Here is a 24,294-nt window from a genome sequence, read left to right as displayed (position 1 = left end):
TGTGGCAGCACCATTTTGCCTTAGTTTTCCTTTAGTAATAGTTGCAATTCTACATCCAGCAAGTCAGTGCCACTGGTGTCGGATAAAAACACCATTCTGGCGCGGCCATTGAGCTGGTGTTGTTCTGCGATGGCTTGTTGGATAAATTGCGCCCACTGTTGATTGATGTCCACCGCCGGGCCATTGTATTTCCAGCTAAGGGCTTGATGCTCGGGCTCCGGCACAATGCGGTTAACGCCGCGATTTGCAGGCGCGCCAGAAAAAGGAAAAGCAATAGTTAGGGTCAGTGAGGATTCGCTTGGAATATCATCCAGTAACAGGTGCATATTACCGTCTATGCCACCGCCGGATTTCATCAGGCTTTTTATCAGAGAAAAGGTACGTCTTTTAATGGTTTGAGGCAGTTCCTGCGGGGTCGTAGTGACCCGGGTGCCATAGAATCGTGTGGCCGGCAATGTTTTGATTTCCAGTGGCGGCACATCATTTTCTGAAGTCGGTGTTGTTTTTGTGTTGTCGCTTTCCGCGTTTGCTCGTGGATTATCAGAGCTGGAGGTCTCAGGCAGTTTAATGCGGGTTTCCTCCGGCAGACATAGTCCTTGTAATTCTGACATTTCTTCTTCGTTGGCTGGGGAGGCTTCAATAAACGCCAGCCACTCTCTGGCTTTGGCTTTTTCACCACTGACTAATGAGGCATTGATAAAAGCCCGGCGAGCATCATGCGTTTGCCCCAGTTTGTGATAAGCAATACCCAACAACAGGTTGGCCTTGCCAGTAAAACGATCTGGCAATACCTGTTGGCAAGTGAAGACCAGGGTGTTCAACAGGTTTTGCCATTGTTCTGCTTTGTGCTGCAAGTCAGCTAACAATAGCCCTTGTTGGATATCTGAAGAGAGCCGCAGGCTGTTGTTCAGACTGGCCATCGCGGCGTCAGTTTCCCTGGCCTGATACCAGAGTTCAAATAATCTGTACCAGTGACTGCCCGTGTCTTTTACTGTGCTGCTTTGCAAGGCGTTATCCAAAATTCGGGCGGCTTTATCCGGCATATTTTGTCGTTGATAAAGCTCCACCAATAACAACCAGTCTTGCTCATCCACAAAACGACTTTGGTTACTGGCTAATGACCACAAATCCAGCGCAGCACCGAATTTTTGCGTTTTGATGTACAAACCTGTGAGTTGCCGGACTAGCGACATATCCTCAGGGTGGCGTAAAAGCAATGCCTTGATAGCGTCTATCGCCATAGCAAAGGCGCTGGCCTGATAGGCCAATTCTGCAACCTGTTGCAATTGCTCATCCGGCAACACTGCACTGTTTTCAGTGATTTGGGTGAGAATTGCCACTACTTCGTGGAAACGCTGTAAGCCCAGCGCAGCTCTGGCCACTAAAAGTCGTTCCTCATTGTCCATGGATGAGTGAGAGAACAAGGGGCCAACTTGAGCAAAGCGCTTTAATTGCAGCAGCACATAAGCCAATTCTTTGGTCATTACTCTGGCCACCGGCTCTGCCAGCACATTGGTGCTCAGCGCTTTTTGATAGGCCTGCGCGGCTTGTTCGAACTGACCATTTTGTGCGTACTGACGCGCCAGATGTTGACCATTAACCGCAATTTCCCAGGGATCGGTAGCTGTTGCCAGACGTGCCTCAAGGCTAATGAGTGCCTGACTTTCGGCTGCTCCCAGATTTTGGTCACTGCTGTTAAACAGTTTGCTTTTGTATTGCCTTGCCTCAGTTTGTGTTCCGAACACAGTCAGTAGTAACACCAAAGCAAAGGCTTTGACTGGTGTTACAGAGAGTAAACTGGAAGGCAGACGGTACAAGGTCAATTACTCCGGGTAGGGTGAGTTTTGGGGATAATGCTGCCATTGCAGCTCTATTTTTTGGGTCAACACTACGTCCTGACCGTCTTTTACGATGTCACTGACATCGTAGCGCCACAATTTAATGGCCCGAATCACTTCGGCTTCAAATACGCCCTTGGGGTGAGCGTCCAGTACCCGAATGTGCCGGGTCTGGCCCTGTGGCGACACATTAAACGCCACCAACACCCAGCCATTGAGTTGGTGTTGCCAGGCCAGTTCCGGAATATTGGGGCGACGTGTAGCAAAAGGGGTAATTTCGATAAAGCCTTCCCGCGTATCCTCGCCAAATTGCGATAAAAGTTCTCCGGCAGTCTGAATCGCTTCTGAGGCCGAGCCAAGGCCGAATTTTAATCCGGGTGTGGCCGGACCGGGTAAAAAGTCCTCAGATATTGGCAGTGATGAATCTGTCGCAGGACTGAGATTTAATGCTGTCTCGGCCATCTGTGGCTCGGTGTTTTGTTGCGGGGGAGGCGGTGGTTCATTGTCGGGCGGTTGCTCCTGTTCCTGAATTTGAAACAGCGCCACCATACCGGAAAACTGGATATCCGGCAGTGCCGGCAAGGGTTGATTCACCAAACGCTGCATAAATAAAAACAGCGCCATGGTAACCACCAGAGCGGCCAGTAAACTGCCAGAATATTTCAGCAATGGATTGAGCATTATTGGGTCGCAGTAATATCAGCGGCAATGGCGACTTTCTCGACGCCCGCCAGTCGCACCTGATCCATCACGCCTATTAACTCTTTGGTGCGGGTTTGCTGATCTGACTGGATCACCACAGTACTTTCAGGGCTTTCAGCGTGAAGTCTGGCCACAATGCTGCGCACCGAGCGGATATCCACTAAACGATTGTCTATCCAGATATCCCCTTCAGCGGTAATGGCGACAAAAATATTGGCGTTTTGCGGTTGTGCTGATTGAGCCTGAGGGGCGTTGACATCCACGCCAGACTCTTTGACAAAAGAGGTGGTAACAATAAAAAAGATCAGCATGATAAAGACGATATCCAGCATGGGCGTCATGTCCAGTTCGGCCTGCTGGGTTTGTCGATTGTGGCGGTGATAACTCATAGCCGTTTTTCCTCTTAAGCGTTGCCGGAAAGCTGTTCGGTCAGCAGCAATTCCAGACGTTGCGCTTTTTGAGCAAAGCGCATTGCAAAATAATATCCGGAAAGTCCGGTCACCAGACCTGCCAACGTGGGTAATATGGCCCGATAAATCCCCGATGAAATGGCCTTGATATCGCCGTTGCCGCTAAAGGCGATAACGTCGAACAGGTGGATCATGCCGGTAACCGTACCCAGCAAACCCATCAGGGGGCAAATCATGATCATGGCGGCAATAAACTTCAGGCGAGCGTTCAACAAAATTGATAGCTCAGAAATCAACAATCTTCTGAAGGCTCGCAATTCACTGCTGCCTTGCGGTGTTCTGTGTTGCCAGCGGCTCAGAGTCCGGCGACGCAGCGCGGGAAACTCAAAGCGATAAAAATAACTGCGTTCAAAAATCAGTAACCACAACAATAAACTGGTGGCAAACACCGCCCAAAGCACAGGGCCGCCCTGAGACATAAACGCCAGTAAGCTGTTTAACAGTGTCACGCCTTTCTCCGGCTTTTATTTCGAGCTTTATTTTGAACCAGGTTGAGCACCGCTTTTTCCGCTGTTCAGATATTGAGTCAGCAATCCTGCGCTTTGTTCGTCGAGGCGGCGGATCAGGTTATCCGCCAGACTGCTGACAAAACTATGGCCGAATAACAGTGGGATGGCTACAAGCAGGCCTAACACGGTAGTGACCAGTGCCTGTGAGATGCCGCTGGCCATCAATTTGGGATCGCCGCTGCCAAAAAAGCTGATACTTTGGAAAGTCACAATCATGCCGGTAACTGTGCCCAATAAGCCCAGCAGTGGTGCTGTGGCGGCTAACAGTTTGATCAGGTTGTGACCTTTTTCCAGTTGGTTGACTTCCGTCAGCACCGCTTCGTCCAGATGCACCTGAGCCATGCCCAATATGTCATTATTTTCAGCGGAGCTTGCTTTTGGGAGTTCCGCCACCCGCAGGATAACCCGACCCAGCGCGTTATCCGATCTGGCTGGGCTTAATGATTGACACTGTCGTTTCAGTGTGTGTTGTTGCCACAGTAAGGCAATAGCGCGCCAGCACACCAGCAACAAACCCAAAGCGCCTAAAGCTAAAATGATTTTGCCAATCACGCCACCTTGTTCAATACGCTGTCGCCAGTCTGGCGTCCAGGCCATGATGGCGAGCAAAGTGCCGTCGGTTGGGTCCAGATAAAGAGTGTCCAGCTCATTCTCTGCGGCAAACCAGCGTCGGTTTTGCTGGGTTTCTGCTGATTGTTGCGTGGTCAGCAGGTATTCCTGCGTCTCAGGAATAAAACGCAGGAACTGACCATCCACATAGCTGGAGAAATTGCCTGCACGGGTGACGGTTTGCGTGATTATCTGGCCATCCGGTTGGATAACCGGGGCGCTGAAACGGGCAATCTCACCGCTTAAGGTGATCTCTTCCTGCATCAGTAGCCACAAAGCTTCCATCTGTTCGATATTAGCGGTTCGTTCACCCTGCAACAGCGCGTTAAGCTGCTCCTGTCGTGCCGGTAACTGCATGCTGATGGATGAGGCGGTTAAACGCTCTGCCAATTCCTGTGACATTTGCCGAAAAACGCTATCCAGATCGCCGGTTTCATCCTTGCGTTTTTGGATCTGTGCCTGCAGTTCTTCGATGCGTTCCTGATTGCGCAAGGTCTCTTGTTTTAACGGGTTGTTTTGCCGCTGAAAGCGCTCAAAATCCGCCTTAGCCTGTGCCAGCAAGCTGGCTTGTTGTTCTTTAGCGGCCAGAAAGCGAGCTTCTCGCTCCTGAATGCGCTGTCTTTCCTGAGCGCGCTCTTGTTTAACCTTTTCTAATAAAGACTGGGTTTCAGAGGGCGTATTGGCCTGAGACGTCATTGCAATGAGCGCTACCAGCAAACAGCAAATGCGAGTATTGAAAGATAATCGTTTCATTATTCTGCCCCTCCGGTGGGCAGAGGCAGTGCCAGTAACTCCGGTGCGATGCGATCCGATGCAACCCGCATGGCATGCTGAATTGATTGTCTAAATTGTTGCGGCAGCCTCTGCCAGGATTTTGTTTCGCTGTCCCAACGGCCTTGCTGTTTAGCGTCGGGCGTCTGGTAATAAAGAGCGATACGACCAATGCGCAAAAAGTCTACAGCTAATGGATTCTGGTTTTCGCCTTCCAGTACGCCGCGCCAGGTTTCTATACTGCGACCATAGTCCTGCTCTATTTGCCAGGCTTCCATCATCAGGCGATATTTATCCGGTAATGTTTGCTGGGTGGAATTAATTCGCTGTCGCAAGCGCTGCAGCCCATCGAGGCGTTCCTGCTGTTTAAAGGGCAGATCCAACGCGATAAACTCTTCTAAGGCCAGCAACATACTGTGCATTAAGGGCATCAGCGCCAGTTCTATATAGGCCAGTTCCTGCAGTTGGCTTTCCAGCCTGGCTATTTCAGCATTTTGTTCCTGCTTAAGTTGTTGCAACTGAAACTGATAATACTGCTGATAATCTTTGCGCTGCATAATGTCCTGATATTCCTGCAGCATTTTGCGGGTGGCATTATCCAGATGTTCCACTTGTTGTTGCGACTGGCTGATTTGCGCATGGGTGCCCTGAACGACTTCCAGTTCCTGCGATTGTGCAAATACATGACTGTTGCAGAAGAATGCAGTCAACATAGTGATAGTCAAAGAGCACCTCAATCCATCCATGAAGCTTTGTTTTTCAAAAATCCTTGAGGTCATCGTTATCATTTCAGGTGTTTTGTAAAGAAGAGTACTGTACGAAAAATGGTAGATAAGTTAAACAAATTGGAAGAAAATATCTGATCAGGATCGTTTTCTAATGTTGAAGTCAATTCTACGTCTATAATTTACTAATAATCTCTTTTGAATAAACGAGTTTAGCCTGTTGAAAAGTATTTTCTCTGCCCCTAAAAAAGAACTGTCATTGCTTAAATCTCTGGTCAAGCACTCCCCTGATGGTATTCACATCTTGGATCAAAAGGGTAACGTGGTGTATTGCAGCCTTATGTTTGCGGACCTGTTGTGCTATTCACTTGAAGAAGCGATGCAACTGAATGTCAGAGACTGGGATCGTCATTTTCCTGTGGAGCAGTTGGTACCCATCATAAAAGATTTGGTCCAAAATCCAGCTATTTTTGAAACCAGGCATCAAAAGAAAAGTGGTGAGATTATGGATGTTGAAATAAATGCAAGAGGTGTGGAGCTTGATGGGTATTTGTTTCTTTATGCATCTTCTCGGGATATCACTGGCATTAAGAAAGAGAACGCGGAAAACCGTAAGAATAATGCCAAATTACAGTCAATTTTTAATACGATGGCTGACGCTTTCATCGTAATTGATTCAGACGGGTTGATTGAAAGTGTGAATCGAAAGACCTCTGAATTGTTTGGCTATCAGGAGTCAGAATTACTAAGACAAAATATTTCGTTGCTGGTCAGTGAGGAGCATAAAAATAAACATGACGGCTACATCGAAAGCTATTTGTCTACGGGCCATGCAAAAATCATTGGAGTTGAAAGAATTCTGTATGCGCAACGTAAAGATGGTAGTGAGTTTCCAATTTCACTGCGAGTTGGTGAAGTAAAAGTTGATGGCGATATATTATTTACAGGTATTATCAGAGACATCACAGAGCTGAAAGAAAAAGAACGTTCTTTAAAGGTTGAAAGAGCCAGTTTCAAAGCGCTATTTGAGCATCTTCCAGATCCCTGCTTTGTTATCGAACCAGAAGCAGGTGGAATTATCATGTGTAACCCCGCTTTTGAACGCATTATGTGCGGAAACAAAGCGCAGCTACTTGGACTGAGTAATCTGGATATATCACCAGATTATCAGGAACATGCGGAAAAATATTCTCGTGATTATTACCAAGAAATATTAGACGATATACGTACACAGCCTTCAGCGCAATTCGAGTGGATGCACCAAACTTTGAAAGGAGAGTTGCTGATGGTATCTGCCAGTGTCTCATTGGTGCAAATTTCAGGAAGACCTAGCTATTTAGTGAGTTGGCGAGATATAACGGAATTGAAACGCCAACAACGGGAGTTAATTCAGGCTCGCAATGAGGCGTTACAGGCGGACCAAGCGAAAACTGATTTTCTGGCAAATATGAGTCATGAGATTCGCACTCCACTAAATGGTGTTATCGGTTTTACACAACTGATACAGCAAACTCAGCTTAATGAAATACAATTTAGTTACGTACAAAAAATGGAGGCTTCGGCTCGTCATTTATTGACAGTGATCAACGATGTCTTGGACTTTTCTAAAATAACTGGCGGTAATTTGGAACTGGAGCAAATTCCCTTTTCAATTGTTTCAGTCGTTGATTTTATGAATACAAGTTTTGCAGAGCAGGCTAAAGCTAAAGGTATTCAGTTTAATATTAATTGTACGCCTCGCGTCCACCCTGACTTGATAGGAGATATTGTCAGAGTTAACCAGGTAGCGTTAAATTTATGCTCAAATGCTATTAAATTTACCAGTAAAGGAAGTGTGTCTGTAAATATTGACATGCAAACGGCTAAAAGTCCTTCCGGGGTGGTTTATTACGACACAATTTTCAAAATCACCGATACCGGAATAGGTATGACTGAGGAATGCATAAAGGGACTGTTTAACGAGTTTACTCAAGCTGATACTTCGACAACCCGGAAATTTGGCGGAACGGGTTTGGGGCTGGCCATCAGTAGAAAGCTGTGTCGTTTGATGAATGGAGATATCCAGGTACAAAGTTCGCCTGGTCAGGGCAGTACATTTACAGCAACAATGCAATTCAGGCAGAACGATCAAATTTTGATCGCCGATCAACTACCGAAAGCACTTCCCTCAGAACTGTGTATTTTATTGGTGGATGATAGTTTGTTGGCACTTAATACGTTGGCAAAGGAGCTAAACGGGATGGGTGCAAAAGTGGTTATGGCAAAGTCTGGAACGCAAGCACAGCGCATGCTGCTCGAGTCGAGCAATAGCTTTGATATATTATTGGTGGACTGGTGTATGCCGGACGTAAGTGGTGAAGAGCTTATACGGAGCGCAAATCAACTTGAAAATCCTCCTGATATCATAGTTCACACTTCTTACGACACTTCTATTATCAAACCCAGAATAGCAGAGTTGAATATTAAGAGCGTGCTACAAAAACCTTGTCCTGTATCTTTACTTTATACCACGTTGCTATCTGATACCGTCGATATTGGGAACTGCAATGGTCAGGCACAAGACAGCCCGTTGCATGGGCTTCGGCTATTGGTGGTAGAAGACAATCAAATTAATCAGGTAGTTATCGATAGTATGCTTCGCAGTTTGGGGGCTGAAGCAATCATTGTTGACGATGGCGTACAATGCCTTGCTTGCCTGGAAAAAGATCGCGAATTTGATGTGATTTTAATGGATATTCAGATGCCGGTGATGGATGGCATAGAAACAACTCAAAAAATCCGCTCTTTAGGACTGGAAGCTCTTAACCGGATTCCGGTAGTGGCACTGACCGCGAATGTTATGCCAAGAGATGTGGAAATCTATCTGTCAATTGGGATGCGGGCTCATGTTGCGAAACCAATCGAGCGAAATGCACTCTGCGAAACCATTGCGCAAGTTGTGGCACAAAAGCAATAATACATAGATTACAAAAGCTTAAATCTGCGTGCTCAAACGTAGCTTGAAAGCGACTGTTGTTACCCCCATCATATAGGGTGATGATTTTACCTAAAACCCCCTTTTCTGCCTATCTTTTCTTAGGATGTCTATGCCAGGTTTACAACGAATTATTCTGATCGATACCCACCTTCCTGGTCGGGTAGAACTCAAACTAGAGGGCCACACCAACATCTGTGGTACCAATGCCTCTGGAAAAACCACGCTGCAGCGGTTGATTCCGGTGTTTTACGGGGAATCTCCCAGCCGGGTGGTACCCGCCACGCGAGACAGCTTCGAGCGCTGGTATTTGCCTCGTGAATCCAGCTTTATCATTTACGAATATGTACAGCACGAAGACAATGTCTGCCAGTTGGTGCTCTCTTCCAATGGCACCGGTGTGCAATATCGACTGGTGGCGAAACCTTTTGTGCTGGAAGACTATGTGTTTGAAAGCAAGCCGGGTGAGTTCACCTCATTAACCATGTCAGAACTGGGCAGGCAGTTTAAAAAGCAAAATATCCTGGTATCTAATCTGATGAATAACAAGGCGTTCCGCGGCGTTATTCAAAACGATCGCACCCTGATGAACAGCTGTCCTGATTCTCGCGATTTAATTGGCTATGCCCGCATGTTTAGCCTGTGTGCCTCCAGCCAGCATATGCGTCATATTGAAAAGCTGGCGCGCGCCGTGCACTCCAAAGAAGGCAAAATGGAAACCATCAAAACCATGATTGGGGCCATTTTGGAAGAAGACGGTGTACAACCCCCGGTATCCAGCCTGAAACCCGCCCATGTGGAAAACTGGATCCGTGAGTGTCGTCTGATTCAGGAATTTGATGCCATTCGTCCGGAGTTCGGCAAATTACAGGAAACCGAGCAGCAGTTACAGCAAACTGAGTTGCGGCTAGGGGCCATTCAGGTACAAATCGATCAGGATGTGGCCATTTTGGCTGCCAATCTGGTGAAATTGAAAGACAAGCTGGAAGGCCTTATCGCCGAAAATAAAGTGGCAGATGCCCAATGGCAACAGTTGCGGGATGAGCTGAATCAGCAATTATCTGAAGCCAAAGCTGATACCCAAAAGTTTGAGCGGGATCTGCAACAAATCGAAGATGAATACGATAACTGGCAAGAGCAGGACATTGAAACCCTGCAACAGAACTTACAACAGCTTCCACAATGGCTGGATGAACAATCTACCTTAAGTGGTCGTTATGCACTGTTGACGGAAAAGCACCAGGATATCGAAGCCACCTATAATCGTCGCATCGCCGAAATGAGCGAAAAGCTCAGTGCGCAACTGGATGAGCTGGGCGAAGCACAACTTGTGCAAAGCGAGCAAAAAGCGCAGTTAAAATCCGATCAGCAACTGGCGTTGCAAAACATTCAGTCTCAGTGTCGCGATGAAATTCACGACCTGAAAGACAGTTACGCCGCGCAAAAAGCCACCCTGAAAATTCAGGAAACCGAAGCCAATACCCGTCTGCAAAGTGCAGGTTTTAGTGAGTTTGAACAAAACCAACTGGAATTGCAGGACGCGGCGATTAAAGAAGCCTCAGAGGCAGAAGATACGGTTCGACATAAACTGTCGGGTATCGAGCAACAACTGGAAAGCCAGCAAAAATCCCGCAATTCGATTGATGCTGAGTTGCAGGAAGTACGCAAGCAATATCAAAACAAAGAGCAGGAGCTGAAGCGCATCGAAGGCTTGCTCTATCCGGGCAATCACTCCCTGTTGGAATACCTGCGCGCAGAAATGCCCGACTGGCAGGAAAAGCTGGGTAAGGTGATCCAGCCGGAATTATTAAACCGCACCGATCTGAAGCCCCACTTCAATCAAAGCAGTGATGAATTGTTCGGACTTAAACTGGATTTGAGCAGCCTGGCATTGCCGGAATACGCACAATCAGAAGTGGCCTTAAGAGAAACTCTGGAAACCATTCAGTCTGCCTTGTCACAATTGTCTGAACAGCAAAGTGAAGTGGAGCAGCGTCTGTCTAAAGCCAGCGAAGCGATCCGCGAACTGGAACTGGACAAAGCCAAACTTAAAGCGCAGCTCAATACCGCCCAATCCAATCGGCAACGGGCACAACAGGATAAAGAACACCTGTTAGCGGAGTATCGCCAGGCCTTGTCTGAGCGCAAGCTCAACAGTAAAAAGGCCCTGAAGCAGGTGCAGGACAAGCTCAATAAACTGAATCAGGCTGAAGCTGAAGCCATTGAAGAGTTAAAAGAGCGTCAGACACAGCAGGAGCTGGAGCACAAGTTCCACTGGCAGCAACTGATTGATGCCAGTGAAGAAAAAATTCAGCAACTGAAGCAACAAATGGCTTCAGCCAAGCGCCAGGCAGAAGAAGACAAAAAAGCCTGCCAGCAGTTTCTGGAAGACGAAATGGCTAAGCGCGGGGTGGATGTGGATGAAATCGGCAGTCTGAAGAAGCAACTGGAACAACTGAAAAAGGATATTCAGCACACCCAAAATAATAAACACAAGATCGAAGAATATCAGCGCTGGTACAAAAACGTCTTTACCGGTCACAAGGTACAGTGGCAGCAGAAACTGACCCAGGCGAAAAAACAACAAGCCGATGCGCAACGTCACCTGGAGCAGGAACAACAAAGCTATCAGGCCGCGCGTCAGGCCCGCAAAGAAAGTCAGACGGATACCGAACAACAACTGCGTACTCAGCAAGAGCAACACGACAACGCTAAACGGATCCTCAAAGCATTGGTGAAGCTGCCGTTACCAAAAGTTAGCGACAGCGAAGCGCTGGGCATGGCGGGAAGTGTGGCACAGCGCATCAGCGAAAGCGATGAGTTGTTGGCGGCCTTTAGCAGCTTGTCGGATGCGGTGAAACACCATGTTGAGCATTTCGATCATCTGATAGCTGCCCAGTCTGGCACCGGATTGTCGGATATCTGGGAGCACGCTCGTGAAGCCTGTACTTATCGGGCTGAGCAGGGCGCACCTGTGGTGGAATATCGCAAGCTGGTCACTCATCTGGATCAGTTGTTAAACGAAGTGGTGCCGCAAAAGCTCAATGGTCTGAAAGAGCAGGGCCGCATCTTTGGTGCCGATCTAACGCAGTACTTCCATGTATTAGCGGATATCGATAAACGCATTTTGGGCCAGAGCAAGCGCATTAGCCGCGAAGTGGATGAAGAGCTGTTCCTGGATGGCGTTTCTGATTCTGCGGTGAAGATCCGCTCTCGCATTACCGAACTGGAATTCTGGCCAGAGCTGACCCGCTTCAACGAGTTACATCAGCAATGGATGAGCACCGGTGCCGACAAATTACCTGACGAAGTGTATGGTGCCAGTATGCGTCAGGTTCTGGATATTCTGGGTCGCGCGGCGTTGTCCGGGGGGATCAGTCGTCTGTTGGATATTGAATTACGTTTGCGGGAAGGCAACAGCGACCTGGTGATCCGCACTGACCGACAGTTAAACGAATCTTCCAGTCACGGTATGGCTTACCTGATCCTGTGTAAGTTCCTGCTGGCGTTTACCCGATTATTGCGGGGCCATTCGCAGGCCACAGTGCATTGGCCCATTGATGAATTGGGTACATTGCACCACAACAACGTGAAGAAGATCTTTGACGCCTGTGAGAAAAACAACATTCACGTATTGGGCGCCTTCCCTAATCCAGATTCAGATGTGTTAGCGCTGTTTGCAAATCGCTACATTATCGATAAGGCTAAGCGCCGCTTGCAGGTTGTACAACCGAAGGTCAGCGCTATCAGTCAGAAATTGCAGGAAAAGGCGAAAAACGCACTGCGCATGACTGAGCAGACTATGGCTGGTACAGATAATCAGACTAACGCGGGGCATACCACTGAGGAGACGCAGGCATGATGACACAACAAGGTTTGGTTTTAGAGCAATTGTTATCCGGTCAGTTTATCTGTGAAGTCAGTGACGAAGAGGCGTGGCGCTACTTGCAGGGCGAAAGCAACGCACAAAAAATCGAAATACAACTGAATCTGCTCAACCGCACTCTGGCCACTGCCGCCGAAGGTGAAGTCTTTTATGCCGCTTATCAGGATCTGGCGGACAAAGAACGCAAGGTGCTCACCAGTCAGTTTCAGGACATTGCCAATAACCTGTTGCCGCTGGTGGAGTGGTTATTACTGGTGCAGGAAGCGGCAGGCAGTGACATGCCGGTGAGCCGCGGTTTGCCCATTCGCCTCAACGAATTGCAAACTGTGATCGAAGATATCCCGGCCTTTGCTGAGCAAATCGAAAAAATTTCTCGTTACCGCTTGTTTGGCTCCACCAGTACCACTTTGGACGGCCAGATAAAACAGGTCTTTAAGCGTCTGGTGGATTTGGGGTATCTGTTAAAACCTAATCCGGAAAAACAGTTGTTTATCGCCACCGGCAAAATCGATTATCTGTTCGAAGTGCTGCGCTTTATTGACGACGCTGAAAACTTGTCTCTGTCGCAGCAAGCGGAAATGGCCGCGAAGCAGGAGAGCTTACTGTGAGTCGCAATTTGCAACAGGCGGGTGTCAGGCTACTTAATGCCTTGAGCCGCCACTCAGACATTATTATGCAGGCCTATCTCACCGGTGGCGTGGATGAGTCACAGGTATCGCCGAAAGTGCTGGAACAGCTGAAGAACCTGAACATCTTGTGGCGGCCTGAGCCAGATTCGGATCTGCGCTTGAAAAGTGCGGTGCGCAACTTACTGGAAGCTGGCCTTAATGATGAGCGCAACCGCCATATCAATGCCAATATTGGCAGTGCTATTGCTGCCCTCACTACCTTGTCACAACACTATAAAGAAGCCCTGTACAATCAGCGCTTTGAACAGGCACAGGCCCATCTGAACAACCTTACTGAACAGGTGTATGTACTTACTGACATGCTCAGTAACGGCGTGCGCGCCTTGTTCGGGCGCATCAATAATGAGTTTGGTTATGTGGATAGCCTGGATGCCAAAATTCGCGAAAACGAACTGGCCCAATCCCAGGTAAGTGACCTGCTTAATCAGCTGGAAATGATCCGCTTTGATGAGCTGGTACAAGTGGCTGGTAGTGATAGGGATTTGCGTCATTTACTGGTAGTGGTACTGCAAAACAGCTTCGCCCGCTGTACCCAGGAATTGGCCATAGTACAGGCCAAATTGCTGGAGTTGCTGGGTCGTTTCCGGGAATACCGGGGCCGTACCCGTTTGCTGAAAGGCTTTTTGTTGCACAACGAGCAACAGCCGGATTTTGTGCCATCTGACTACACCAAGATGAGCAATGTACCTCTGCTGTTTAATGTGGCACCGGGTTTATTGCAACCGGCAGCAGTGGATGTACAAAACAGTGAGCACGAACTGGATCTGCAGGCGATTGTCAGCAGCATCCGTGATTTCCGCCACCTCAAAAAAGCGCAACCGGAACGCTCAGCCCGCAATATTCAGATCGAAGAGCAACAGGAAGTGGCACTGGAAGATGATCAACTCAGCCAGGCCGTAGATAACTATTTCTGCGAAGTGATCGAAAGTGGCGCATACATTACCGCACTGGATTACCACCACAAGCAGCAACTGGAGTTCGATCCGGAAGCCTGGCTTTATCAGGTGATTGGCGGCTACGAAGGCCTGCCAGAAGAAGAACAGCGCTATTTCGCCATCGACGCCCTGGGCGAGCCTCACCCCATATACAACGGCAACTATGTGATTTCCGATGTTGTGTTGGGATTGAGGTAACAGTGCGAGGCTTATATCGAGTAGGGCCTGATAAGAGCGGACTTCGAACACAACGGCGACGGTTTATTAAACAAAATTTGTATGGGGGTCTTGTGTAGATTTGGTTAACCTACCCTTTCCACATCTTGAAAATGTACCCTATCGGAGTATACTTTGATATATAAAACCAAAGCCTTTGCTGATTTGACGAAAAAAGAGGCATTATCAGACAATGATATTGTTAATGCCTGTAAAGAAATGAGCCGCGGACTTTTCGATGCTGACTTGGGGGGCCATGTCTACAAAAAGCGTATTGCATCAGGTAACAAAGGGAAAAGCGGAGGATATCGTACTATAGTCGGAGCTGTATTAGGGGATAGGTATTTTTTTCTGTATGTGTTTGCCAAAAGTGATAGAGCCAATATCAATGCAAAAGAAAAACTCGCTTTAAAGGAATTGGCAAAAGAGTTTTTAGCATTTAGTCAGAATGACCTAAACCAATTAATGGAAGATGGTGAACTTATTGAGGTGAAAGAATCGTGAGTGATATTTTAAAAGCAGTACACAAAACCGCTAAAGGACTGCAAAAATCTGGTGCGATTAATAAAACCACCATGCGGAAATTTGATGCTTTGTGCTTAACAACTGTTCATGAGTTCACGCCGGAGCAAGTGCGCGCATTGAGACAAAAGAACAACCTTTCCCAGCCTGTATTCGCTCGCTATTTTAACGTCAGTGATAAACTAGTTAAAAAATGGGAACAGGGTGAAAGTAAACCCAGAGGTGCAGCATTAAAGATGTTATCTTTGGCCGAAAAAAAGGGTCTTGAAGCAATCGCTTGAGCACATTACCAAAGGGGGCTGTTAAGCTAGAATCTGTTTTTTTCTATTGAAATAGATGCTAGATGCGTATTCTGACGCACCCGATATGCACACTTCTAGAAGAGTTCGCTGTGTGTTCCGATCCTTGCCAGTTGAAGCAGACCGTCTTGAACACGGTAAATTAAAACCAAATCTGGTTTTATGTGGCAATCTCGAAATCCGTTCCAGTTGCCTGCTAATGGGTGATCTACATACTTGGCATCTAGCAAATCACCCTGCTGTATAGTTGAGATGACTTTCCCTACTTCCACAATATCTGGAATAGGTAGCTTGGTAATTTTTTTGAAGTCCTTCTTAAACTGGGAGGAGTATTCGAGTGTGAGCATTAGGAATGCTTGCCCTCGGATAATTCACTGATGAGATCAGTGACATTATTTGCCTTTGTACCCAATCCATTTTGTAATTCTTGCATTGCGGCCTCAGTAGCTTTATTTGGCTGCTTAACTCTTAACTCAAATGGAATACCACCGTGGTTGATTACAGCGCGAGCGAAGAGTTTAATTGCCTGGGAAGGACTTAGCCCCACTTCATCACAAATTTGAGTGAAGGCTATCTTGGTATCATGATCGATACGCGTTGAAAGCATTTCAGTTTTCATAACTACACCTTTTGCTGCGTTTGTAACACATAGTACAACAAGTGCTTGTCGTTGCATATAATGAAAAAAGGTTATGAATAAAAACAGGACACCCATAATAAGGTTTGAATGGCCTAATTTTTGTGATTTTGTTTGTGGTTTTCTGCGTGTATTCCAGAGCAGGATAAAAACAGGACACCCATAATAAGGTTTGAATGGCCTAATTTTTGTGATTTTGTTTGTGGTTTTTCTGCGCGTATTCCAGAGCAGCTTAGAATATAGATTTCTGAGCTTGCTTTTACTCCTGAACAAGTTAATTTTGAAAGCTAGAAGCGCAAAATAGTCGGTAGCGGACACAAAAGAACCTTACCCGGTGGTAATGCGGTTAAAAATGGGTTTTCGGGGAGTGGATTGTCAGCCAAATAATCGGATAGCTGTGTTTTTATCCCTGAGTCGTTTTAGTTTGTGTCGATGTCGATAGGCTTCAAGGTAAGATTCACTGCCTGCAGCGTGATGAAAACAGCTTTCAAATTGAGTGGTGAGTTCCTGCCATTGCTCAGGATTGAGGTTGAGGCGTTCCAATATCGCAGGTGTTGATTCTTCAATGGAGCCGCGTTTATTGGGTAAGATAGCTCTGCCCGTGATATCAACCAACTCCAGATAGTCTGACAAGTGAAATGGCAAACCATGAGGCATATCCTCTTTGATATTGCCTGCAAAAGGTGTCAGGAATTTAGGTGTTTTACCGGCTTTGGCGGCATTGATACGATACTGAATACTGGTATGGTCGGATTCTTCCGGTGTTTCAGCCATTTTGGCTCTGATGGGGTTTAAATCCACGTAGGCCATGCAGGCTGCAAGCGCTGCTTCATCCAACAAAGCCTGCGATTTGAATCTGCCCTCCCAGAAACGACCTGTGCACTTATCTTCCTTATTGGCTTCTCTGGCTATGTATTCATTTAGGTAGCGCATAAACCAGCTGATATCCGTCAGTCGCTGCCGCCATATATCCGCGGTTTCTTCAACGGTTAGTAATTGCGATTCATGCATTTGCATTCGTTGTTCCGGATTCAAATACTGATGACTCAGCAATGTGCCATTACTAAGCCTGTGCCAGCGGCGAATCACGTCTTCGGTATCCCAACTATCTGATAAAACTTTATGTATGTGTAACACCAGGTGAGTGTGGTTGCTCATTACCGCATAGGCACAGACATCAATAGCAAAAATTTGAGACAGAAAGTGAATACGGTCTTCAACCCACTGGCGGCGGTGCTCATAGCTAACCCCGGTTTGTTTGTCTTTCCCGCATAAATAGGCTCTACGCACACAACGGGAAACACAGTGGTAATAGGGGGTATCTTCAAGGTAGATTTGAGTCTTCCTGGCTTTTGGCATGTGGACTCCTCCTGAGTCTGCAGAATGAAGCTTCTATTTTGCACAAATCATTGAATTTGGAAACTGTACTGAAGTACAGTTATGATGGCTGTCCTGGTAGAAAATTATAGAATTTGGAAACTGTACTGAAGTACAGTTATGATGGCTGATGAGATGGACGCTCCCAAATACGGCGTCAATGCGCCAAAATAGTGTTTTCAAGCAAACTATTTACATTAGGAGCGTCCGACTATGAAGCTTAGAACAATTGGTGTTGATCTGGCAAAGAATGTTTTTCAGGCCTGTGGAGTTAATGAGTATATAAAACCTCAGTTTAATATAAAGCTTAAACGAGCAGAGTTGCTGGATTTCATGAGGCAACAATCGCCTACAACCGTTATCATGGAGGCCTGCTATTCAGCACATTATTGGGGACGGGAAATCTCGAAGCTGGGCTATGATGTCAAACTTATTCCGGCCCAACATGTTAGCCCGTTTGTCAGGGGAAACAAGAACGATCACAACGATGCGTTTGCCATTGTGGAAGCGAGTCAAAGAGCGCATATCCGGTTCGTCCCGATTAAAACGGAATATCAGCAGGAGATATGCTGTTTGCATCGTATTCGGGAGCGGCTGGTTAAAAACAAAACTGCGTTGAGTAATCAGGCCAGAGGATTGTTCAGTGAGTTTGGCATTGTGTTTAGTAGCGGACATAAGGCGTTTTCTGAATCACTGGCTCAGGTGATGAATGACCCCAAATACAGCTGCAACCTGCAAAGCATGGCAACGGATTTCCTGAGTGAGTATGAACTCATAGTGTCGCGTATTAAACAAATTGAACGGCAGTTGAAGCGCTTTGTAGAGAGTTGTGAATCAGGCCGGATTTTGATGAGCATTCCGGGCATTGGTTTCATTAATGCTTCAGCCATCCTTGCGTCGATTGATAAAGGTCAGGCCTTTAACAACCCTAAAGAGTTTGCTGTCTGGTTGGGATTAACTCCCAAACAGCATGCTTCCGGCAATATCAACAAAATGGGCGGCATCACCAAACGAGGTGACCGTTATCTGCGTAAACAACTGGTGCATGGTGCCAGAGCGCTGGTTAGCCGCGCGGCCGGAAAAGAAGACGTGTTGTCGCAATGGGCCAATCACTTACGCAAAAGAAAGCCGTTCAATCAGGTCGCTGTGGCGATGGCGCATCGTCTGGCACGACTGATCTGGATATTACTCACCAGGCAGGAACGTTATTGTGAAATTAAAGCGCAAAAGGCGGCCTGATATGAGAGCAGTTACGTTATCCCGTTCAGACTCAATTCCGTCCAGGACAAAGGTGTCAAACCTGTGTGGCTGTAGTGGAAGGTCTGATACGGGATAACACCTGAATTACCCGTCCTGTTTAGTCAACAAAAGATGAAATAAACGGTCAGCCCTGCCTCATCTAAGCCAGACTGGAACACGGATTTCAAATCCGCGTGGTTGTATTTAAAGGTGATAAGGTACGGAGTTCATCAGAGGCCAGAAATGACTTTACCATTTCTATTTGTGAGCCTGAATATATGTCAGAACTAAACCAATTAATGCGCGTACATCTTTAAGTGGCAGACAGGAGACAAAGAGTGACAGAATATTCGCACTGCTTAGCAGCGCGAAGGGTTAAAAACGGTTTGACAACCGGGAAGTGTCCATATATGTCCTGGTAGAAAATTTATTTAAAGGAAAAAATATGGCTGAACTAATCTCAACATTTTTTGGAGCTTGGCAAATGCAAGATGCAGAAGCTCGGTTTAGTAAGCTCTCCTCTGTCGTAACAGAAAATGTAAAATACCATGACCCCAGAACGCAAGGCACTGTAAATGGTATACAAGGGTTAAGTGACTATTTGGGCATGTTTAGCGCTAGTGCTCCGGGATGGAAGGCAGAGGTTAAAAAACATGATGAGATTGGTCATATGTCACGTGTAACAGTTTGCTTTAGTGGGCCGGGCCCCGATGGTTCTAATCAGAAGCAATTTGGACAATACTTTGTGGAACGAGAAGGTGAATTGTTGTCTCGACTCTTTGGTTTTGTTGGCACAGGTGAGCTGTAATTGCAGTTTTAATGTTGGTAGCGCATCACGATCCAAAGAGTTAGTTCTCTGAAAATTTTTCATTTCGATAAATTGCTTTGAATGTCTGCTGCCTTCCTAATTTGATTGGCAATGCCTCATTATCATATTGAGTGAAAAGTGTGTCAAAGCAAAGCTTTCAGTGGAGCTGACCCTTTGAAGTTTGCTACATCCCCACAAACTTTCATATCTCCAAGTGGATTTTCACACGGCTGCTATACTCAGCTACAAACATCAAAGGGAAGATGACTTTGGAACCTGTGATCATCCTGGTATTGATTGGCTTTTTTTCAATAATAAGCCAGTTAGTTGCCCATCAATTAAAATTGCCAGCCATCTTATTCCTGCTGCTAACGGGTATAGCGCTGGGGCCGATTACCGGGGTTTTACAACCCGATATTCTGTTTGGGGAGCTGTTATTTCCTATTGTTTCCCTGTCTGTGGCCATCATTCTGTTTGAAGGAGCGCTGTCACTGAATTTTACCGAGCTGGGCGAGCATAGGCGCACTGTGTCGAGGCTTTGTACTATCGGCGCTATTGTGGGCTGGTTGGTGGTAGCACCCGCTGCCCACTACATTATGGGACTGTCCTGGGAGATGGCCTTTCTGTTTAGCGCTATCGTAACCGTCACAGGTCCCACAGTGGTGATCCCTATGATCCGCGCCGTGCGTCCCACCAAAAACGTCGCACAAATTCTGAAATGGGAAGGCATCATTATTGATCCTATTGGTGCGTTGTTGGCGGTGTTGGTGTTCGAGTACATAGTTGCCAGTCAGGACGCGATGGCCAATACCTTCTTAGTATTTATCAAAACTGTGTCGATTGGGGCGATTCTTGGCTTGATAGCTTGCTATTTTCTGGGGCTGGCTATTAAAAAAGGTGTGATCCCGGAATATCTGATCAACACCACGGTACTCATTTCAGTGTTATTCAGCTTTGAGGTGGCCAACCTGATGTCCCATGAAGGTGGTTTGCTGACTGTTACTGTGATGGGGATTTACCTGGGGAATAAGCGTGACATTAAAGTGGATAACATCCTGGAGTTTAAGGAAACCCTTTCGGTGCTGCTTATTTCCGGGCTGTTTATTATTCTGGCGGCGCGAATTGAATTAGAAAAACTCGCCGCTATTGCGGTCCCTGCAACCTTGATCTTGTGTGTCATGATTCTGCTGGCTAGGCCGCTGAATGTTTACATTTCTACCTTTAAATCCAGATTGTCCTGGCAGGAAAAAAGCCTGATTTCCTGGATGGCACCAAGGGGTATTGTAGCTGCTGCGGTTTCAGCCTTATTCGAGCTGAAACTCAATATGATTGGCTTTGAAGATTCAGGCGTCTTGGTGACTCTGGTATTTTTTGTGATTGTGTTCACCGTCACGCTGCAGAGTTTAACCACCACACCATTGGCCACCTTATTAAAACAAAGGGAAAAGGAGCCGAAGGGCTTTTTGATCTTTGGCGGTATCGGCTTTGCCCGCATGATAGCCAAAGAGCTGATTTCTTTGGGGTACACGGTAAAATACACCGATACCAATTGGGAGTCTATTTCAGCAGCGCGAATGGATGGCATTCCCACATATTTTGGCAACCCGAGTTCAGAACATGCAACGCGCACTATGGACCTCACCGGAATCGGCAATGTGTTGGTGATGTCTGCCAATAAACAGCTAAATCCCATTGTTACTCAGCACTTTCAATATCTGTTTGGCGATAAACACGTAATGGGTATCAGCCTTAGCGCGCAAAAAGGCTACGAAGCACACCTGCCCAGTGAACATTACATGCAATCGCTGGGGTTATTTGGTGACACCACTTATGCAAAACTGGCCAGCCAAACCGCCCGAGGCGCGGTGATTAAACGCACCACTTTAACTGCCTGGTTTACCTATGAGGATTACAAAGATAAGTATAAGGACCTGTTCACGCCGCTGTTTTATATTGCTCCCAAAGGCAATCTGTTTCCGTTTCGACGCGATGAGGAAACTCAGCCCGGAGAGGGTTACCAGATTATCAGTCTGGTAACACCTCAGGCGAACGACGGTTAATGCCGCTTTGGGTTGAAATCAGTCTCAGGCTATTTCGCATGGCGTTTTATCACAAAGAATACGCTGGTTAATACCACAGCTGCTATCAATGTGCTGGCGGCCATACCGGAAGGCTCTTTGACCATTTCCAGCGCGCCGCGACCGAAAAATACCGCGCTTAAACCCAGCGGCATAATGCCTAACACCGAGCCCACAATGTATTTAAGATAATCCACCTTCAACATACCGCTGAGCATACTGGTGACAGTGAATGGTGGCGTAGGTGCTATGCGCAGAGCCATCACGGCGTAAATCACCTGATTTTCCACTTTGTTTTTAATTTTGTCGATGTGTCGGGTGACTGAATCCCCCCACAATGAATCATCCACAAACTGCCCCAGCAGGTAGCCGCCGGTAGCGGCCAGGGCAAAACCCGGCAGTACTATCAAGACACTGAGCCAGGTAGGGAAAACCAGACTCACCGCCAGTGCCATGAGAGGAATGGGAATTAGCATGGCCCCACCGAAGAAAAACACTAATAAAAACGCCAGTGCGGTTACCCAGCTAACGGGCACCTCTTCGGTTAAGCTCACCACTTGTTCTACCGTTAAAAACGACTTAAGTGGTGTCAGAAAATACACAGCAAGCAGAGTTGCTGCAATAGTAACGGCTATGGTCAGGTTAATCCATTTGCGGTTTTTCATGATCTTGCTTCCTCAATTAGCCAGGCAAAAATATTACGTTGAGTTTGCAGGTAAAACAGGTATTCCGGATGCCATTGCACACCCAGTACTTTGTCGTTATCGCAAAGTTCGATAGCCTGCACGATTTGGGCCTTTTCACGGGCGGAGACCTGCAACTGCTTACCGGGTTTGGCCACGGCCTGAGAGTGAATGGCATTCACCTTAATGGGTTCATCACCCACTATCTCTTCCAGCAGTGAATCTTCTTTGGCGTAAACCACTGTTTTTCTGGGAAACGGGCTGCGAATTCTGGGTTTATCACCCAATAGCGGTAAGGTAGAGGTGTACATGGTGCCGCCTAAAACGGCGTTAAGCAGTTGATGACCGCGACAAATTCCCAGAATGGGGAACTGGTTTTTCAGGGCATACTGAATACAGTCTTTTTCCATTTCATCACGGGCTTTGTCGTAACTGCCTTTGGTAAAGCGAACCACGGCTTCCATCGGATACAGCAGGCCTTCTTTGATGCGGGTTGTCAGGCTGCGTTCTATTTTAGACAAGGGGGCGCTGGCTCGATTATCCGGATGAATATCTGAACCACCACCAATGATGAAGCCATCACAATGCAGCTGCCCGTTATAGCGAGACGGTGTCATGCGCATCGGTTTGCCACCTGCCATAATTACCCCCAAAGCGGTAAACCACCAGGCAACCAGCCCGCCTTCATCCGGCCCTGTGACAATGATTAACGGTTTGCTATTTGCCATTTCCCCTCCTCGGTGATGACGATTCAATAAAACAGATAGAAGTTTCGTGCCAGACTTGTGGTTTTTATAAGGTGCTGATTTATATGAATAAAATTTTTTAAGTTTGGGTGTGGATAGCCGTGAACAGCAGAATTAAGAATAAGCGTGAAATTATTACAGGAAGTTTGTTGTAGGAATTATAAGGCCCGTTGTCATCTATGTGTGAACAAAGCGGGCCTTAGTATGCTGTGGAACTGTTATTAGTCATTAGCAGCATCTTGCACAACTTCACCGGCTTTTTCTACGTCTTTGCCAATGCCTTCAATAGTGGCGCAGGCGGCTAATGCACTGAGAATAATGCTCAGAAAGATTATTTTTAATCCTGTTTTCAGTGATTTCATCAGTTTTTTCTCCAGTCAAAAAAGGGGCCAGAGGCCCCTGGTGTCGGTTTAATCAGATTATGAGTTCTGTTCGGCGATACTCAGATTACTCACCACCTTTTTAACATCATCGGTTTTTTTGGCGATCAATACCGCCAGTTGCTCTTCGGCTTCAGATTCAACTTCGCCGTTCAGCGTCACTACACCTTTTTCGGTATCCACATCAATGCTGGTGCCGGAAACCTCTGATTCAATCAGCAAGCGGGTTTTCACTACCGTGGTGATTTTCTTATCGGTGAACTCGGTGTAGTCTTTTTCAGCCGTTTGTTTGTCTTGCTGCACTACCTCTAATTGATTGTCCACCGATTCTACACCTTCGATACTTAGGGTCAGTTCCTCAGCCAGGGAGCGTTCCACATCACGGTTAACCGAACCGGTCAGCATGACCTTGCCATCCTTAACGTTGGTGTTGATGTTAAAAGAGTTGAGCTCGGTATTGAGCAGTAAAGTGGTTTCTACCTTGCCGTCAATCCAGGCGTCTTTTGCGTCATCTTGCCAGTCGGCGGCACTTACTTGTGCAGCAAACAGGGTTGTAAATACAGTTGCAGTCAGGGTCTTTCTGAAAATAGTCATAATAGATCTCCTCTGTATGACGTTGATTAAATTCGTAAAAAGTGTGAATCAAAGCGAAAATTGGCGCTATTAGCAGTCAGTGTCTTCAGCTTTAACGCCTTCTTTAACATCCTCACAGGCGTCTTCTATGGCATTGCCTGCGTCAGTGATCACTTCATCAATTTCTTCACCCGCTTCTTCAGCGTTGTTATCCGCACAGCCAGCGGTGATGAGTGCCACAAAAAAGACTGAGGAAAAGAGCTTCAAAAACGTGGAAAACTTCATTGTTTATCTCCTTTGTTAATTCCTTATTGAGTGCCTGTCGACGGGGCCACTAAGCCTTAGGTGCCTTGCCGCGCAGTGCGTTGGAAAGTAGCGAAATTGCCAATAAAACCACAAAGACAAAAAAGATGATTTTTGCAATACCCGCTGCTGCACCGGCGATACCAGTAAAGCCAAATAGTGCGGCAATGATGGCCACTACAAAAAAGATTAATGCCCAATTTAACATGTGAACTCCTAATCGTGTTTGAACACGGAATAGGTATAGCTAAATCAATGCCAATTATTAAGTTGTTGAAATTGTTAGATAAAATATTTTAAAAGGGAAAGGTTGAGGCTAGCTTTG

24 protein-coding genes are annotated in these 24,294 nt (G+C 46.8%); 9 read left to right on the top strand and 15 right to left on the bottom strand.

What is annotated here, in order from left to right; genetic code table 11:
• Window positions 1–20: 20 nt before the first annotated feature.
• The 6 genes from ACXAD8_RS13955 to ACXAD8_RS13930 are packed head-to-tail and all read right to left on the bottom strand — an operon-like array spanning window position 21 to window position 5,624.
• The gene (locus ACXAD8_RS13955; protein ID WP_475229729.1) at window positions 21–1,823 is read right to left on the bottom strand and encodes a tetratricopeptide repeat protein; all 1,803 of its coding nucleotides are present in this window, start codon (window positions 1,821–1,823) and stop codon (window positions 21–23) included.
• A complete protein-coding gene (locus ACXAD8_RS13950) occupies window positions 1,824–2,519 on the bottom strand; it encodes an energy transducer TonB (RefSeq protein ID WP_475229727.1) in 696 nt (231 codons plus the stop codon). It lies immediately after the preceding gene.
• Window positions 2,519–2,929 (bottom strand): ExbD/TolR family protein, encoded by a 411-nt coding sequence (locus ACXAD8_RS13945; RefSeq protein ID WP_229530236.1) that lies wholly within the window; start codon window positions 2,927–2,929, stop codon window positions 2,519–2,521. Before ACXAD8_RS13945 ends, ACXAD8_RS13950 begins: the two co-directional genes overlap by 1 nt.
• 14 nt (window positions 2,930–2,943) lie before the next feature.
• On the bottom strand, window positions 2,944–3,459 hold the full coding sequence (locus tag ACXAD8_RS13940) for a MotA/TolQ/ExbB proton channel family protein (RefSeq protein ID WP_229530235.1): 516 nt from the start codon (window positions 3,457–3,459) through the stop codon (window positions 2,944–2,946).
• A gap of 27 nt (window positions 3,460–3,486) precedes the next feature.
• Complete coding sequence (locus ACXAD8_RS13935; protein ID WP_475229724.1) at window positions 3,487–4,881, bottom strand: MotA/TolQ/ExbB proton channel family protein; 1,395 nt, start codon at window positions 4,879–4,881, stop codon at window positions 3,487–3,489.
• On the bottom strand, window positions 4,881–5,624 hold the full coding sequence (locus ACXAD8_RS13930) for a DUF3450 domain-containing protein (RefSeq protein ID WP_475229721.1): 744 nt from the start codon (window positions 5,622–5,624) through the stop codon (window positions 4,881–4,883). The genes ACXAD8_RS13935 and ACXAD8_RS13930 overlap by 1 nt, the downstream gene beginning before the upstream one ends.
• A gap of 220 nt (window positions 5,625–5,844) precedes the next feature.
• Between ACXAD8_RS13930 and ACXAD8_RS13925 the strand changes: the two genes are divergently transcribed.
• The 6 genes from ACXAD8_RS13925 to ACXAD8_RS13900 all read left to right on the top strand — a co-directional run bounded on the left by ACXAD8_RS13925 (window position 5,845) and on the right by ACXAD8_RS13900 (window position 15,127).
• The gene (locus ACXAD8_RS13925) at window positions 5,845–8,580 is read left to right on the top strand and encodes a PAS domain S-box protein (RefSeq protein ID WP_475229719.1); all 2,736 of its coding nucleotides are present in this window, start codon (window positions 5,845–5,847) and stop codon (window positions 8,578–8,580) included.
• Between the two features lie 130 nt (window positions 8,581–8,710).
• On the top strand, window positions 8,711–12,460 hold the full coding sequence (locus tag ACXAD8_RS13920; protein ID WP_475229717.1) for an ATP-binding protein: 3,750 nt from the start codon (window positions 8,711–8,713) through the stop codon (window positions 12,458–12,460).
• A complete protein-coding gene (locus tag ACXAD8_RS13915) occupies window positions 12,457–13,092 on the top strand; it encodes a hypothetical protein (RefSeq protein WP_475229714.1) in 636 nt (211 codons plus the stop codon). Before ACXAD8_RS13920 ends, ACXAD8_RS13915 begins: the two co-directional genes overlap by 4 nt.
• Window positions 13,089–14,306 (top strand): phosphoenolpyruvate carboxylase, encoded by a 1,218-nt coding sequence (locus ACXAD8_RS13910; RefSeq protein WP_229530230.1) that lies wholly within the window; start codon window positions 13,089–13,091, stop codon window positions 14,304–14,306. The genes ACXAD8_RS13915 and ACXAD8_RS13910 overlap by 4 nt, the downstream gene beginning before the upstream one ends.
• Window positions 14,307–14,459: 153 nt before the next feature.
• Complete coding sequence (locus ACXAD8_RS13905; protein WP_475229712.1) at window positions 14,460–14,828, top strand: type II toxin-antitoxin system RelE/ParE family toxin; 369 nt, start codon at window positions 14,460–14,462, stop codon at window positions 14,826–14,828.
• The gene (locus ACXAD8_RS13900; RefSeq protein ID WP_475229708.1) at window positions 14,825–15,127 is read left to right on the top strand and encodes a helix-turn-helix domain-containing protein; all 303 of its coding nucleotides are present in this window, start codon (window positions 14,825–14,827) and stop codon (window positions 15,125–15,127) included. Before ACXAD8_RS13905 ends, ACXAD8_RS13900 begins: the two co-directional genes overlap by 4 nt.
• A gap of 95 nt (window positions 15,128–15,222) precedes the next feature.
• Here the strand turns inward: ACXAD8_RS13900 and ACXAD8_RS13895 are convergent, their stop codons facing one another.
• From ACXAD8_RS13895 to ACXAD8_RS13885, 3 genes are all read right to left on the bottom strand, one after another.
• Window positions 15,223–15,492, bottom strand: a complete 270-nt coding sequence (locus ACXAD8_RS13895) for a type II toxin-antitoxin system RelE/ParE family toxin (RefSeq protein WP_475229705.1) — start codon at window positions 15,490–15,492, stop codon at window positions 15,223–15,225.
• Window positions 15,492–15,764 (bottom strand): type II toxin-antitoxin system RelB/DinJ family antitoxin, encoded by a 273-nt coding sequence (locus ACXAD8_RS13890; RefSeq protein ID WP_475229703.1) that lies wholly within the window; start codon window positions 15,762–15,764, stop codon window positions 15,492–15,494. The genes ACXAD8_RS13895 and ACXAD8_RS13890 overlap by 1 nt, the downstream gene beginning before the upstream one ends.
• A 393-nt stretch (window positions 15,765–16,157) precedes the next feature.
• Entirely contained in the window at window positions 16,158–17,141 is a 984-nt protein-coding gene (locus tag ACXAD8_RS13885) for a transposase (protein WP_475229700.1), read from the bottom strand.
• 231 nt (window positions 17,142–17,372) lie between these two features.
• Here ACXAD8_RS13885 and ACXAD8_RS13880 point away from each other — a divergent pair, with 231 nt between their 5' ends.
• The 3 genes from ACXAD8_RS13880 (at window position 17,373) to ACXAD8_RS13870 (ending at window position 21,266) form a co-directional block, all read left to right on the top strand.
• The gene (locus ACXAD8_RS13880) at window positions 17,373–18,398 is read left to right on the top strand and encodes an IS110 family RNA-guided transposase (RefSeq protein ID WP_475229697.1); all 1,026 of its coding nucleotides are present in this window, start codon (window positions 17,373–17,375) and stop codon (window positions 18,396–18,398) included.
• Window positions 18,399–18,843: 445 nt separating this feature from the next.
• Window positions 18,844–19,206 (top strand): nuclear transport factor 2-like protein, encoded by a 363-nt coding sequence (locus ACXAD8_RS13875; protein ID WP_475229695.1) that lies wholly within the window; start codon window positions 18,844–18,846, stop codon window positions 19,204–19,206.
• A gap of 263 nt (window positions 19,207–19,469) precedes the next feature.
• Window positions 19,470–21,266: a cation:proton antiporter gene (locus tag ACXAD8_RS13870; RefSeq protein ID WP_475229692.1), complete on the top strand. Its 1,797-nt coding sequence runs from the start codon at window positions 19,470–19,472 to the stop codon at window positions 21,264–21,266.
• Between the two features lie 29 nt (window positions 21,267–21,295).
• Here ACXAD8_RS13870 and ACXAD8_RS13865 read toward each other — a convergent pair whose 3' ends face one another.
• The 6 genes from ACXAD8_RS13865 to ACXAD8_RS13840 all read right to left on the bottom strand — a co-directional run bounded on the left by ACXAD8_RS13865 (window position 21,296) and on the right by ACXAD8_RS13840 (window position 24,177).
• Window positions 21,296–21,949, bottom strand: a complete 654-nt coding sequence (locus tag ACXAD8_RS13865; protein WP_475229689.1) for a TVP38/TMEM64 family protein — start codon at window positions 21,947–21,949, stop codon at window positions 21,296–21,298.
• Window positions 21,946–22,695 carry a gamma-glutamyl-gamma-aminobutyrate hydrolase family protein gene (locus ACXAD8_RS13860; RefSeq protein WP_475229687.1) on the bottom strand — a complete coding sequence of 250 codons (750 nt, stop codon included), beginning with the start codon at window positions 22,693–22,695 and terminating at the stop codon, window positions 21,946–21,948. Before ACXAD8_RS13860 ends, ACXAD8_RS13865 begins: the two co-directional genes overlap by 4 nt.
• A gap of 239 nt (window positions 22,696–22,934) precedes the next feature.
• Complete coding sequence (locus ACXAD8_RS13855) at window positions 22,935–23,075, bottom strand: entericidin A/B family lipoprotein (RefSeq protein ID WP_475229685.1); 141 nt, start codon at window positions 23,073–23,075, stop codon at window positions 22,935–22,937.
• 57 nt (window positions 23,076–23,132) lie between these two features.
• A complete protein-coding gene (locus ACXAD8_RS13850) occupies window positions 23,133–23,687 on the bottom strand; it encodes a BON domain-containing protein (protein WP_475229683.1) in 555 nt (184 codons plus the stop codon).
• A gap of 69 nt (window positions 23,688–23,756) precedes the next feature.
• Window positions 23,757–23,951 carry a hypothetical protein gene (locus tag ACXAD8_RS13845; protein WP_475229680.1) on the bottom strand — a complete coding sequence of 65 codons (195 nt, stop codon included), beginning with the start codon at window positions 23,949–23,951 and terminating at the stop codon, window positions 23,757–23,759.
• 49 nt (window positions 23,952–24,000) lie between these two features.
• Window positions 24,001–24,177, bottom strand: a complete 177-nt coding sequence (locus ACXAD8_RS13840; protein ID WP_475229677.1) for a DUF1328 domain-containing protein — start codon at window positions 24,175–24,177, stop codon at window positions 24,001–24,003.
• Between the last annotated feature and the right edge of the window lie 117 nt (window positions 24,178–24,294).

The sequence above is a fragment of the Planctobacterium sp. AWH2_060 genome (assembly GCF_056158425.1).
This window is presented reverse-complemented; position numbering and strand designations above follow the sequence as displayed.